This window comes from Thermomicrobium sp. (genome assembly GCF_053493975.1).
Genome location: NZ_JBRBZA010000060.1, coordinates 1 through 12,403, shown reverse-complemented (window position 1 = coordinate 12,403; position 12,403 = coordinate 1). Strand labels below are relative to the sequence as shown.

The following is a 12,403-nucleotide window of genomic DNA, read 5'->3' as shown; positions in this document are numbered from 1 at the left end:
ATACGGGCGGTGATGCGCCGTAACAGAAGTGCGGCCAGTGCCTCCGTCCGGTCGAGTGCTGCGCGGCACTGCGCCGGGGAGCGCCGTTCCTATCCCGGCTCGAGTGCCAGGCTGTCCCGTGTGCAGCAGGCTACCAGATCAGCGGCGGTCACGAGTTCGCCCGGAGGGAGCGCCTCGCGACCGCGCAGTGCTGCCACGTCGAGCAGGACGCCCGGAACGACGAGCGGCGGCACTGTCTCGACGCCGAGATGGGTGAAGCCCCGCGGTCCGGCGGCGCTGGTGGCATCGATGTCGCCATGCAAGCGCCCGTGCCATGCCTGGTGACACGGGGCATCGATGTGAGTTCCGGTATGCTCCATGAGGAAGAGCAGGCCAGAGGCGGAGGAACGCGGACCAACCGATGGACCGGCTGGTGGATCGCTGTGCCGGCGATGGAGCGCATAGGAATACCCTGGTCGGTGGGCAGGATAGATCGGCATCTCCGGGGTGCGCGGCTGTTCGAGATCGAAGACCAGCACGTCCTGTCCCGCGAACTGGCCTCGCCCCGGCATCGGCGACCCCCTCACCCCCGACGGTTGGTCCGCTCGAGATACTCCATCGCAGTGCGGTAGCGTTGGCTATCGATCATGCCGCTCTCGAAGTAGTAGGTGAGCATCGTGCGCAAGCGCAAGATCGGCATGACATGGTATCCGTGAGCATGGAGCCGCTCGGCTCCTCCCTGCTCGCGATCGATCAGCACGATGAAGTCGCGCACGGTGAGCCCAGCGTCTTCCAGGATGCGAGCGGTGCGGAGCAAGCTGGTGCCGCCGGTCATCAGGTCGTCGATCACCAGCACTGTTTGCCCGGGGACGATGCGACCTTCCAACGCGGGTTCCTGGGCGTCGGGGCGCACGTAGATGAGCGGGGTATCGCTGACCAGGGCGTAGGCGGTGGCCAGGTGAAGACCGCCCATGGGGACGCCAGCGACGGCTGCGAACGAGGCCAGACGTGGTCGTCGCCGGGCCTGGTCAGCTTGAATTTCGTGGTGAATCAGATGGGCGATCCGCCGCAGGAGCGCCGGTTCGCTGATCAAGACGCGCGGGTTGATGTAGATCGGAGAACGACCAGCTGTGGGACCGAGATCGAACTCGCCGAACAGGACGCCGCCGAGTTCGAACAAGGCGCGCGCGATGTCGAGATTGGTTTCAGTACCGAAGAGCACGTCTCTCCCACCTCCGCCGAGATCTCGTCTCAGTTCCACCGGCCGCGTCGACCTGCGTCGAATCGACATGATCGGCTCGGTGCCGTGTGCTCGTCGTCCGACTGGTCGTGGGGACGAAGCCACGCTCTCCGCCCGGCGGACCTGACACGTCTCTCGTAGTATAGCGAGAAAGGCGACAGACGTGGACTACTTTGCGGCACTCCGCTTCCTGCGCGATCGCGCTGGCTATGACCGTGGATTCGTGGCCAATCCATTCGCTGACGAGGGGATCGGCTTGGCACGGACGGCGTGGCTCTGCTCGGCGCTGGGCGATCCCCAGCGACGGTACCGGAGCGTGCATATCGCGGGGACGAAAGGCAAGGGCTCGACTGCCGTCCTGCTCGCGTCGATGGTGCAGGCCGCAGGGTATCGGGTGGGGCTGTACACTTCCCCCCACCTCCACACCTTGCGCGAGCGGATCCAGATCGATGGTCGACCGATCGCACCGGAGACGTTCGGCGCGCTGATGGCCGAGTTGGCGGAGGCCGATGCAGCCTTGCAGCGTGTGCATCCGGACTGGGGGGCAGCGACCGCGTTCGAGTTGGTGACCGTGCTCGCCTTCGCGGCTTTCGCCCGCAGGTCGGTCGATCTGGCCGTCATCGAGGTCGGCCTCGGTGGGCGCCTGGATGCCACCAACGTGATTCTGCCCGACGTGGCACTGATCACCCGGATCGGCTACGACCACATGGCGATCCTGGGCTCGACGCTCGCGGCGATCGCCGGCGAAAAGGCGGGCGTCATCAAGGCGGGGCGTCCGGTCGTTTCGGCGCCGCAAGAGCCGGAAGCCGCGCGGGTCATCGAAGCGGTGGCGCAGGAGCGGGGAGCGCCACTCTGGCTGGGCGGACGAGACTGGCAGGTCGCGGGCCCGTGGTACCGCTTCACGTTTCGTGCTCCGGATCGGGAACTGGCTGACCTCGCGCTCGCGCTCCGCGGTGCTCACCAGGTGGAAAACGCTGGCGTGGCGCTCGCGAGTCTGCCCTGGCTGGCTCGCGTCGGGGTGGTCGTCCCGGAGTCGGCGATCCGCCAAGGCCTGGCGACCGCGGTCTGGCCCGGCCGACTCGAACTCCTGCGCGACAGCCCGGCGGTGGTCGCGGATGGAGCGCACAACCGCGAGTCGGCTCAGCGTCTGGCCGAGGCCGTGCGCGAGAACTTCCGCTGGCGACGGCTCTGGCTCGTCCTGGGGATCATGCGGGACAAGGAGATCGAGCGGATCGTAGCGGCACTCGCACCGCTGGCTGATGCGTTGTTCGCAGTCGAGGGGTTCGCACCGCGCGCAGCAGCGGCTGAACGTCTGCTGGCAGCGTGGGCAGCGAGCGCGATGGGGAAGCCGGTTGCCAGCTACCGCTCCGTCGAGGACGCGCTCCGGGCAGCACTGGAGCAGGCTGACCCCGCGGATCTCGTCCTCGTCACCGGCTCGCTCAGCATGGTGGCTGCAGCGCGCGAGGCGCTCGGGATGGCCGCGAGCGACCCGCGCGAGCGCGAGCTGCTCTTGGGCTGAACGAGGCGAGCCGAGGGCTCTCGCTCGATGGGAAAGTACCTCAGGGTCGCAGATACGACCGGGATCACGGCGCGATGCCGGGGGCGGTCATCTGGTAGGCTGAGGGCCGTCAGCCTCTCGCGGTGCGAGGACGGCGGAGCCGCCTGCCCAGGAGAAAACACCGGAAGGGCCTGCATCGACGGACGGCTAGCGGCCGTGGTGGCCCACTCGGCGGATCGTGGCGGTGACGCTCGTCGCTGACATGCTGGCGGCTGGTGGCCGGGGCAGCTCGATCCCTCGTCCGACCCGGATCGGCCGCGAACGAGACGTCTCGCGAACTTTTCGCGACACCAGCTCCACGCCTGTCAGCACTCGTCAGGCGTGTGGCGCGACCGCGCATGCCGACGACGATCCGCTCGGCGGTGCCGATAGCACCATCGGCCGCCTGTCCGGCGTGACACGGCAGCCAGCCGGTTACCGGGCTGCTCGTCGGGCTCGCTCCGACACCGGAGCGAGCCGAGGCAGGAGCCCTGCCGCTGGCGAATGCCGTGATTCGGTCGCCGCTCGATCCGGTCGGCCAGCGGGCGGGCAGGTGGTCGATTCCACGCGCGATGTCAGGTAGCGGATGGGATCGCATCGAGACCGCCACTGCAGCCGGTGAAGCGAGCGGTTCGCGTGGTCCATCCCTGCCGCTCGCCACCGTCGAGCCCAACGGTGCCGTGCGCATCTTTCGCTTCGCTGCAAGCGACGTCGCCGGGTGCGTCCGGGCGGCCGATCTGCTCGAGGGTATCGTGATCGATCGGCCAGCGCCGATCGCCGACGACACGTTTTCGGGCCCGAACGTCAGCGCCTCTCTTTCGTGCCCGGACTCCAGTGGATGGACGGTTCCCGGGTACTGGCCTCTCGGCGCACGCGACACGACGACCACGACCTGGCGCGGTCTCCGCAAGGAGCGCGTCCGCCGTGTGCTCCGGGGGCGCGCGCCGTCTCGCTGCGTTGCGCCGAGCACCGCACTGACGCGAGGTGCCCGGGGATGCGATGCGCACTGAGCTCGCGCCCCAGCAGGCGCTCGGTTCGGCTCGACTGGCTCAGCCGCGCGAGGCGTGTCGCCTCACCGCAGCCTCCCTCGCCGGTATGGTCCGAGATGCCCCGCTGCCGAGCAGGGCGGCGGTCCTGCGCGGAGTCAGGCCCGCGATCGACGCAGGGGTCGCCCGTCACTTCGGCCCGCCGCGAAGGCGCAGCGTGCGGTAGGCTTGAGCTACCGGACCGCTGCTGGAGAGGTGCCGGCTGGCTGTGTCCGGGAGAAAGGATCGGTTCCGTGCGACGTCGCGATTTCGCGATTTGGCTGGCTCTCGGCTCGCTCGCCGCAGCATGCCGCAGCGAGGCGACACCGACACCGCTCCGCGGCGCGATGCCGACCGCGTCACCGACCCAGGCGAGTACACCAGGAGCGATGGCGACACCCACCGCGACACCACCGCCCGCGGCACCGGAGCCGACCCCGACAGCACAGCGGACACTCACGGTGGCGCTGTACTTCCTGCGCCAGGAGCAATTGGCGGTGGCGCGGCGTGCGGTCGGCGAAACGCCGCGGATCGGAACGGCTGCCCTGCAGGCGCTGCTCGCTGGTCCGACTGACCAAGAGACCGCTTTGGGTCTGAGTACGGAGATTCCACCGGGCACGCGACTGAACGACCTGGCGATCGCCGATGGGATCGCTACGGTCGATCTCTCGGCCGATTTCGCGGCTGGCGGCGGAGCGTTGTCGATGCGGGCACGCGTCGCGCAGGTCGTCTTCACGCTGACTCAGTTCTCATCGGTGCGGGCGGTGCGTTTCCGACTCGATGGGCAGCCGGTAAGCGCGATCGGTGGCGAAGGAGTGGTCGTCGAGCCGCCACCGGGTCGGGCTGACTTCGAGGATCTCCTGCCGATCATCTTCGTGGAGACGCCGGGGCCAGGCGAGACGGTCACCAGCCCGCTCCGCGTCGCGGGATCAGCCAACACCTTCGAGGCGACGTTCATGGTGCGGCTCAGCACGGCCGAAGGAGCGACTCTCTACGAGGAACCAGCGATGGCGACCTCCGGGAGCGGGACACGCGGAACATTCGATCTGACCATTCCCTTCGCGGTGTCGCAGCCGGTGGATGGGCTCTTGCGGCTCTGGGAGTACTCGGCCAAGGATGGCTCGGAAGTCAACATCGTCGAGATTCCGTTGCGGCTGGCGCCATGAGTGGGGAGGAGCGACCAGGGATGGAGGTTCGTGAGCGGGTGGAAGTGCTCGGTGACCTGTGGCTTTGGGTCGCCGAGGCCGGCCCGAGCGACGCACCGCCGCTCCTGTTGGTGCACGGCTTGTACGACCGGTGGGAAACGTGGGAACCGGTCGTGCCGGCGCTCGCCGAGCGCTTCCGGGTCATCGCGTTCGACTTGCGGGGGCACGGGCGGAGTTCGCAACCGGCGGGTGGGTACACGCTGCGCGATTATGCCGACGATGCCGTCCGGCTGCTCGCGCGGCTGCGGCCGAGCCGACCGGTGGTCGCGATCGGCTTCTCGCTGGGGGCGCTCGTGGCGATCGTGCTGGCTGCCGAGCACCCGGAGCTGGTCCGTGCCCTGGTGCTGGTCGACCCACCGCTCGTCGAGCCGGACGAGGGGACGCGACTGTGGCTACGGGCGCTCCTCGAGGCCAAGCGGGCCGGGATCGAGGCGGCCTACGAGCTGGCACGCCAGCTCGATCCGGACGGGACGCCAGAAGAGTGGCAGCGGAGCGCGCTTTGGCTCTGCAGTACGGCCGATGGACCGATCCTGGCGCTCCTCGACGAGGGGCGGCGACCGGATCCGTGGGAACTCCTGCCGCGGCTGAGCCAACCGGTGCTCGTTCTCCAGGCCGATCCGGTGTTCGGTGGGGTATTGGACGACGAGACGGCTCAGCGGGCACTCGCCCAGTTGCGCCAAGGTGAACTCGTCGCGCTGCCAGGCTGTGGGCACGCGATCCACCGGACCTGTCCGGACGATTTCGTGGAGGTGGTGCACGAGTTCGTGGCCCGGCTCGATCGTCCCGTGTCGGGAGAGCATATCGGACTCGAGCACCCGGCGAGCTGATCGGCGTCGCCACGCTGGGTCGGCCACGCCCCTGCGAGCGAGCCAGCCCGCGGCGGCACAGGAGCGGACCGCGCCTTCCCCGCTGACGCGGTTCGGGGAACGCGGAAAACGCGTCGAGACAGTCGTCGCAGGAGCAGCGGTGCATCGTGTTGTCCACCGGGGCACGACTTCTCGCCACGCAGCCGAGCCGAGCTGGTGGTCTCTCGCCGCGCGTCAGCGGGCGAGCACGCTCGCCGCGTTGCGCCGGACGCTGGCTGCGCGGCGGCGTGCTCCTCGTCGCGCTCGCACTTTTGGTGGCGGGCAGCGGGTGCCGTCGCGCCGAAGCATCGTCGGCGGTCGTCTATCTCTTCGAGCCGGGGCAGCTGGTCGCGCTCGATCCGCGCGACGGGCGTGCGGTCTGGCGGGCAGCGGTGCCACTCGATTTTGCGTGTGCCGTGTCTCCCTCACCGGACGGCCGGTGGGTCGCTCTGGTTTCCGAGCGCCTCGTGCTCGTGCCGACGGTCCAGCCGGAGGAGGTGCTCGTCGTCGATCCGCCACCGGGGTGGTCCTTCACCGGGTGCAACTTGCCCTACGGGACATTCGCGTCGGCGGTATCGGTCCTCAGTTGGCCCGAGAACCGGGTCCTCTTCGCCGTGCTCCGGAAGGGGCTGCCCTATCCGGACGAATGGGCGGTGGCGAGCTATGACGCAGAGGTTCGGTCGTGGCGCTCGTGGACGTTTCGACTGCCAGGGTACTGCTTGCTGCTCCCCTCGCCGGTCGCCTCGTACGCGATCACCTGTGCTGTCCTCCCCGCGGAACTGCGCGAAGGCATCCGGCCTGCTGGTGCAGCTGGTGGCCTCCTGGGGATCGAGCCGGTGGACGGGACGCTGGTGACGCAACTCCCGATTCCGCGCGCGGAACTGGCGGCAGGCAATCTCCGCGGTGACGAACCGGTCGGTGCCGCGGCGGCCGATGACCGCTCGGTCATGCTCCTCCTCCGCAACGGCGTACTCGTCGCGCTCGATCGGGCGGGACGCGTGCAACAGGCCTTGGATGTGGGGCGCGAGGCGGGACACGACAGCCGCGTTTTCGGCCTCGCTCTGCGTCTCGTCGCGGACGACCGCGTCGTGTGGGTCGTCGTCTACGAGGAGGGAATGGTGGATCGTCTCCGTCTGGTGTTGGTCGACCTACGCGCGAGCAGCGTGGTGCGCGTGGTCGACCTGCCAGGCTTCGTGAGCGATGTCGATTTTCTCCCCGACAGGACGGTCGTGCTGAACCGCTTCGTCGCAACGGCGGCGGAGCAGTCGACTGGTGCACCGACACGGACCGTGGTGCGGCGCGATCTCCGCCGCGGCGACGAGCGTGTCCTGGCGACCCTGACGGACTACGGGTACTGCTGCTGGATCGGGCCATTGGCCCCGGACGCGCGAGCAGCGAGCGGACGCTAGCGGTCCGGGAGCTGGCGGAAAAAGCGCTCGAGCGCGGTGAGAAAGGCTGCAGGCTGCTCCAGATGGACGGTATGCCCGGCCTTGGGGACGACCACCAGCTGGCTTCCTGGGATGCGTGCCGTCATCGCTCGCCCGAGTGCGGCATAGCGGGTATCGAGCGCTCCCGCGATCACCAGGACCGGCAAGCGCAGCTCGGATAAGCGGTCCCACACCGGTGGCATGCTGCCGGTGCCGAAGCCGCGCAGGGAGGCAGCCAGCCCGTGCGGGCGCTGCGCCAGCCACTCGGCGCGCAGTGCGGCGCGTCGTTCGGCGCTCAGCCGCTGCCGGCTGGCGAAGAGCGGGAGGCTCTCCCAATAGTCGGCGAACCAGTCCAGGCCCCGCTCTTCGATCGCGGTGGCGAGTTCCTCGTCGGCGCGCTGGCGGGCAGCACGTTCGGCTGGGTCGTCGAGTCCTGGTGAGGCGCTTTCCAGGACGAGCGCCGCGATCCGCGCGGGGTGAGCGAGTGCCAGGTGGAGCGCCAGTCGCCCGCCCATCGAGTAGCCGAGGAGCCTGACCGGTTCGGACACGAGCTCGCCGAAGAGGTGCGCTAGGTCGGCCACCTGCTCGGCAGCCGCGTAGCGGGCCGGTGCGATCGGTGCCTCGGTCCGACCGTGGCCGAGGAGATCGGGTACGATGACGCGCCAGCCGCGCGCGACCAGTTCGGGGACGAGCGGTGCCCAGTGTGCGCTCGAGCCTGCGAACCCGTGGAGGAGGACCAGCGGCGCTCCCTGCCCAGCCGCACAGACGCGGTAGGTGACGCCGCGGACAGCGATCGTCCGCTCCTCCCACGTGCTCATCGCCGAGCTCCCGCGGCCAGCGCGTCCCGCACCGCGGCACGCGCTCGCGTCCAGAGCTGCTGATGGAGCAGGACATTGCGCTGCCGGTCGGTACGCAGCTCGACGACGCTGGTCCGGTCGGCAGTCAATGCCGCGGCCAGAGCAGACCGGACACTCGACCAGTCGGTGGGACGAGCATAGGCCAGCCCGAAGAGAGCCGCAGCGTGCTGGAAATCGAGACCGTGCGGCGTGCCGAACAGGAACTCGAACTGCTCCGGTACCTCGTGAGCCTGGGGGAGGAAGGAGAAGATGCCGCCACCGTCGTTGTTGAGCAGCACGATGGTCGCGCGCAGGCGATGGCGGCCGGCCGCTAAGAGCCCGGTGAGATCATGGTAGAAGGACAGATCGCCGGTCACCAGCACGGTCGGGCCCGTATGGGCCGCGGCGATCCCGAGTGCGGTCGAAGTGACGCCGTCGATCCCGTTGGCCCCGCGGTTCGCGAAGATGTGCACCCGTTGCGGAACGGAGGGGAAAAATGCGTCCAGGTCGCGGACCGGCATGCTGTTCCCGGCGACGAGCGCTGCGCCGTCCGGCAAGAGGTCGGCCAGTTCGCGGAAGACGCGTCCCTCGAAGAGTTCGTCGAGTTCGGCGAGAGCAGCCTCGAGCGCTGCCCGGGCCGCGCGATCGACTGCCCGCCAACGGGCGAGCCAGTCGGTGTCCGGCAGTGGCGCGGCGGCGGCGATGGCTCCGGTCAAGGTGCGGACGACCGGCCGGAGCGCACCGTGAAGGATCCAACCGGCTCGGTGCGTGGGGTCCGGCCAGTTCCCGGCAGCCAACAGAATCTGCTCGGCGTTCTCCCAGGTCTCGAGCGCGAGCTGCAGCGGCTTCGAGGTCGGGATCGCGCCGACCCGCAGGACGAGTTCCGGCTGGAGCGCCGGGAGCGCCTCCGGCTCCCGCAGGACGGCGTCATAGGCATCCAGGACGAGGTCGCGCGGATGCGGGCCAGCCCGGAGCTGCGACAGCGGGTCGGCCAGGATCGGGTAACCGAGCAGGCTGGCCAACGCGACGAGCGCGGGGGCGAGCGTGGGGTCCGGCTGTGGCCCGGCGACCACGATGCCGCGGCGGCGACGAGCCAGCGAGGCTGCGACCTCTGCGAGCTCGCTCTCGTCCAGCTGTGGTGTCCCGCTCAGGACGGCGCCGGCCGGGGCGGTGGGGCTCGGTCCGAAGTGGGGGACGAGCGGCTCGCGGTAGGGCAAGTTCAGGTGGACGGGTCCCGGCGGGAAGGCGCGGGCGAGCGCGACGGCGCGGCGGGCAGCGGACGCCGCAGCGCGCTGGACGAGCACTGTCCCCTCAGGCGGCGGGAGTTCGGCGAACCACTTGACGTGTGTCCCGTAGAGCCGGAGCTGGTCGATCGTCTGCGGCGCCCCGGCGTCGCGCAGCTCGGGCGGTCGGTCGGCGGTCAGTACGATCAGCGGGACCTGGGCCAAGTTCGCCTCGACGACGGCGGGGAGCAGGTTGGCGGCGGCCGTCCCGGAGGTGGTCACGACCGCGACCGGCTCGTCGAGCGCTCGGGCGAGTCCTAGAGCGAAGAAGCCGGCCGCGCGCTCGTCCAGGTGGTCCCAAAGGCGGATGCGCGGTTCGCGCGCCAGCCCGAGGACGAGCGGCGTGGAACGCGACCCGGGGGCGAAGCAGGCGTGCCGGAGGCCGGCATCGGCCAGCGCGCTGACGAAGGCGGTGACGGTGGCACCGAGCGCCGTCCGGTGCTCCATCGCTCAGCCTCCCGCCAGCGCCTCGAGCATCGGGCGGAACTTCGCCTCGGCTTCCGCCCATTCCGCCGCGGGATCGGAATCAGCGACGATGCCGCACCCGGCGTAGAGTCGTGCTTGCCGGCCGCGCACCAGGCCGGAGCGCAGGCCGACGACGAGTTCGCCGTCACCGCTCGCCTCGACCCAGCCGAGCGCACCGGCGTACCAGCCGCGGGGGACCGGCTCGTGTTGGCGGATGAAGGCGAGTGCGGCCGGGCGCGGTGTCCCGCCGACGGCTGGCGTCGGGTGGAGGCGTGCGACCACGTCGAGCACGCTGGCCCCTTCGTGAAGCACGCCGTCGATCGGCGTCGCCAGGTGATGCACGTTGGCCATAGAGACGATCGCCGGTTCCTCGGGGACCCGCAGGCTGGTGCAGAGCGGGGCGAGTGCCGCGCGGATCGCCTCGACGACCAGCGCGTGCTCGTGCCGGTCCTTGTCGCTCCGGCGCAGCTCCTCGGCCGTGCAGCGGTCCTGCTCCGGCGAGTTCCCCCGGGGGCGCGAACCGGCTAAGGCGACCGTGGCGACGGTGCCGTGGGCGACCCGAGCGAGTCGCTCCGGGCTCGCTCCCAAGAAAACCGTCTCGCCGATCCCGATGGCGAACACGGTACAGCTGGGATAGCGGGCAGCCAGCGTGCGCAGGGCCTGCTCGAGCGGGAAGGGATCGGCTGCCGCCAGTTCGCGGACACGCGCCAGGACGACCTTGTGGAGATTGCCGGCCGCGATCGCAGCGAGCGCGTCCTGGATGAGGTGCCGCCAGGCGTCCAGTTCGATCAGCTCGTGCTGGACGAGCGAGCGCGGCGCGGTCGACGAAGCTGGCGGCAGACTCGTTGGCCAGTCGGGGACGAGGCGCGGCTCGCGTGCGCCGGGGAACACCGCTGCCTGGACGGCTCGGTAGGCGAGCGCCCCGCGTTGCCGGTAGAGCAGGCGCGGCAGCAGGAGCTGTCCGCGACCGAACGGGTGCCACCAGGGATCGGGTCGCTCGTCCGCCGGATCGAAAGCGATCCCGGTGACAGCGAGCGGCGGGAGCGGTCCCTCGGCCAGCACGTCCTGGGCCAGGACCCGCCAGGCGCTGGCGAGACGGTCCGGTAGGGAGCGATCGGCGCTCGTCACCGAGGGGAGCGGTAGGCGCTGGCCGGCCAGCCCGACCAGCGCTTCCGCTCGCTCGGGCACGAGCCAGAGGACACGCGGGAGGAGACTGGTCGTGCGGGCGAAGAGCGCGACCGGGTCGATCGGCTCGCAGGGTTCCGAGCAGCTCAGGACGACCGGGCGAGCGTAGGCGCGGGCCTGCCGCTCGGCGAGCGGCCAGCGATCCAACAGGGCAGCGAGGGGAGTGTCGAGTAGCCGGCAGCTCATGGCGTTCGGTCCTCGTCCGGTGAGCGGTCGGGGAGGCCGACCAGGCGATGGAGCAGGCGGCGGAGTTCGGGGGCGACTTCGGCGAGGTCGGCCGGCGAGCCGGCCAACAGCCACTGGGTGACGACCTCGTAGATGGCCCCGAAACAGGCGGTGGCTGCCAGCTGCGGATCGAGCGGGCCGATCAGGCCGTCCTGGCGGGCGCGGGCGAGTTCGCTGGCGATCAGGGCGGCGAAGCGGCGCCGGATCGTCAACAGCGCTTCTTGGATGGCTGGTCCAGCGGCCAAGGCTTCGACCAGGAAGAGCCGGGCCAGGTCGCGGTGGGACGCGAAGAGGCGGAGGACGACATCGAGCGCGGCATCCAGCTTGCCAGCGGGGTCGGGGGCTGCCTGGAGCGCCTGCTGAGTCCGCTGCAAGAGGAGCGTCGCGTTCCGCTCGAGTAGGGCTAGGAAGAGTGCTTCCTTGCCTGGGAAGTGGAAGTAGACGCCGCCCTTGGAGGTGGCAGCTGCTTCGGCCACCTCGTCCATCGTGGCTTCGCGGTAGCCGCGACGAGTGAAGACGGCGAGGGCGGCATCGAGGATCCGCTCGCGGCGCTCGCGTGCCCGCGACTGGAGCGCCTGGCTGGTGGGCTGACTGGTCGGCTGTACCACGGCGGCCTCCCGAATCCGACCGACGCGTCAGTCGGATTTAGTGTACCACGTGGAGCGAAGTGACGTGCCGAAGAGTTCCCGCGCGAACCAGCGGTCCCGCGAGCACCGGCGGGATGGTCCGTCGGCTGGCCTTCGGCTCGCGATGGTCGCGGACGACGTCCGAGTCGGTCGGCGCGGAGCGGTCGTGCGGTGAAGCGACCGCGGCGGGGTGAGCGGACGGCCGGCGCCCTCAGCGGGCCAGGAATGTGCCGACGCGGGTGGGGGTCGAGCGGTCGGCCTGGTCGCCGAGGCCGAGCTGGCCGAACCGGTTCCAGTCCCAGGCGGAGAGGGTGCCGTCGGCGGTGCGGGCGAGGGTGTGGACCCCGCGGGCGGCGACGGCGACGACGCGGCCGGGGAGATCGACGCGGGTGGGGGAAGAAGAGGGAGAAGCGGTGGGCGCGCCGGTGTGTGCGGTGAAGAAGCGGCGGAGCCAGGTCATCGAGCTTCCTTTCGGTAACACGGCCGCCCGCACTGGAAAAGGTCGGCGTGGCTGCGGGTTCGCTG

11 protein-coding genes are annotated in these 12,403 nt (G+C 70.3%); 4 read left to right on the top strand and 7 right to left on the bottom strand.

The window, feature by feature from the left end:
* Positions 1-89: 89 nt before the first annotated feature.
* Positions 90-551 (bottom strand): cyclase family protein, encoded by a 462-nt coding sequence (locus ACWIVK_RS10095; protein WP_448576548.1) that lies wholly within the window; start codon positions 549-551, stop codon positions 90-92.
* An 11-nt stretch (positions 552-562) separates the two neighbouring features.
* Positions 563-1,240, bottom strand: a complete 678-nt coding sequence (locus ACWIVK_RS10090; protein ID WP_448576547.1) for an orotate phosphoribosyltransferase — start codon at positions 1,238-1,240, stop codon at positions 563-565.
* Positions 1,241-1,382: 142 nt separating this feature from the next.
* Here ACWIVK_RS10090 and ACWIVK_RS10085 point away from each other — a divergent pair, with 142 nt between their 5' ends.
* The 4 genes from ACWIVK_RS10085 to ACWIVK_RS10070 all read left to right on the top strand — a co-directional run bounded on the left by ACWIVK_RS10085 (position 1,383) and on the right by ACWIVK_RS10070 (position 7,240).
* Positions 1,383-2,738: a bifunctional folylpolyglutamate synthase/dihydrofolate synthase gene (locus ACWIVK_RS10085; RefSeq protein ID WP_448576546.1), complete on the top strand. Its 1,356-nt coding sequence runs from the start codon at positions 1,383-1,385 to the stop codon at positions 2,736-2,738.
* 1,297 nt (positions 2,739-4,035) lie between these two features.
* Positions 4,036-4,947: a GerMN domain-containing protein gene (locus ACWIVK_RS10080; RefSeq protein ID WP_448576545.1), complete on the top strand. Its 912-nt coding sequence runs from the start codon at positions 4,036-4,038 to the stop codon at positions 4,945-4,947.
* 20 nt (positions 4,948-4,967) lie between these two features.
* Positions 4,968-5,813, top strand: a complete 846-nt coding sequence (locus ACWIVK_RS10075) for an alpha/beta fold hydrolase (RefSeq protein ID WP_448576544.1) — start codon at positions 4,968-4,970, stop codon at positions 5,811-5,813.
* Positions 5,814-5,959: 146 nt separating this feature from the next.
* Positions 5,960-7,240 carry a PQQ-binding-like beta-propeller repeat protein gene (locus ACWIVK_RS10070; protein WP_448576543.1) on the top strand — a complete coding sequence of 427 codons (1,281 nt, stop codon included), beginning with the start codon at positions 5,960-5,962 and terminating at the stop codon, positions 7,238-7,240.
* Here the strand turns inward: ACWIVK_RS10070 and menH are convergent.
* The 5 genes from menH to ACWIVK_RS10045 form a co-directional block, all read right to left on the bottom strand.
* The gene (gene menH / locus ACWIVK_RS10065; protein WP_448576542.1) at positions 7,237-8,076 is read right to left on the bottom strand and encodes a 2-succinyl-6-hydroxy-2,4-cyclohexadiene-1-carboxylate synthase; all 840 of its coding nucleotides are present in this window, start codon (positions 8,074-8,076) and stop codon (positions 7,237-7,239) included. The genes ACWIVK_RS10070 and menH overlap by 4 nt on opposite strands.
* Positions 8,073-9,824: a 2-succinyl-5-enolpyruvyl-6-hydroxy-3-cyclohexene-1-carboxylic-acid synthase gene (gene menD, locus ACWIVK_RS10060; RefSeq protein ID WP_448576541.1), complete on the bottom strand. Its 1,752-nt coding sequence runs from the start codon at positions 9,822-9,824 to the stop codon at positions 8,073-8,075. The genes menH and menD overlap by 4 nt, the downstream gene beginning before the upstream one ends.
* Positions 9,825-9,827: 3 nt before the next feature.
* Complete coding sequence (locus ACWIVK_RS10055) at positions 9,828-11,213, bottom strand: isochorismate synthase (RefSeq protein WP_448576540.1); 1,386 nt, start codon at positions 11,211-11,213, stop codon at positions 9,828-9,830.
* Positions 11,210-11,860 (bottom strand): TetR/AcrR family transcriptional regulator, encoded by a 651-nt coding sequence (locus ACWIVK_RS10050; protein ID WP_448576539.1) that lies wholly within the window; start codon positions 11,858-11,860, stop codon positions 11,210-11,212. Before ACWIVK_RS10050 ends, ACWIVK_RS10055 begins: the two co-directional genes overlap by 4 nt.
* Before the next feature lie 229 nt (positions 11,861-12,089).
* Positions 12,090-12,338: a hypothetical protein gene (locus ACWIVK_RS10045; RefSeq protein ID WP_448576537.1), complete on the bottom strand. Its 249-nt coding sequence runs from the start codon at positions 12,336-12,338 to the stop codon at positions 12,090-12,092.
* Positions 12,339-12,403: the final 65 nt, after the last annotated feature.

Bases quoted from the DNA above. Each gene is read 5' to 3' on its own strand.
- ACWIVK_RS10095 (WP_448576548.1), bottom strand. From the start codon at position 551: ATGCCGGGGCGAGGCCAGTTCGCGGGACAGGACGTGCTGGTCTTCGAT.
- ACWIVK_RS10075 (WP_448576544.1), top strand. From the start codon at position 4,968: ATGGAGGTTCGTGAGCGGGTGGAAGTGCTCGGTGACCTGTGGCTTTGG.
- menH (WP_448576542.1), bottom strand. From the start codon at position 8,076: ATGAGCACGTGGGAGGAGCGGACGATCGCTGTCCGCGGCGTCACCTAC.
- menD (WP_448576541.1), bottom strand. From the start codon at position 9,824: ATGGAGCACCGGACGGCGCTCGGTGCCACCGTCACCGCCTTCGTCAGC.
- ACWIVK_RS10055 (WP_448576540.1), bottom strand. From the start codon at position 11,213: ATGAGCTGCCGGCTACTCGACACTCCCCTCGCTGCCCTGTTGGATCGC.
- ACWIVK_RS10045 (WP_448576537.1), bottom strand. From the start codon at position 12,338: ATGACCTGGCTCCGCCGCTTCTTCACCGCACACACCGGCGCGCCCACC.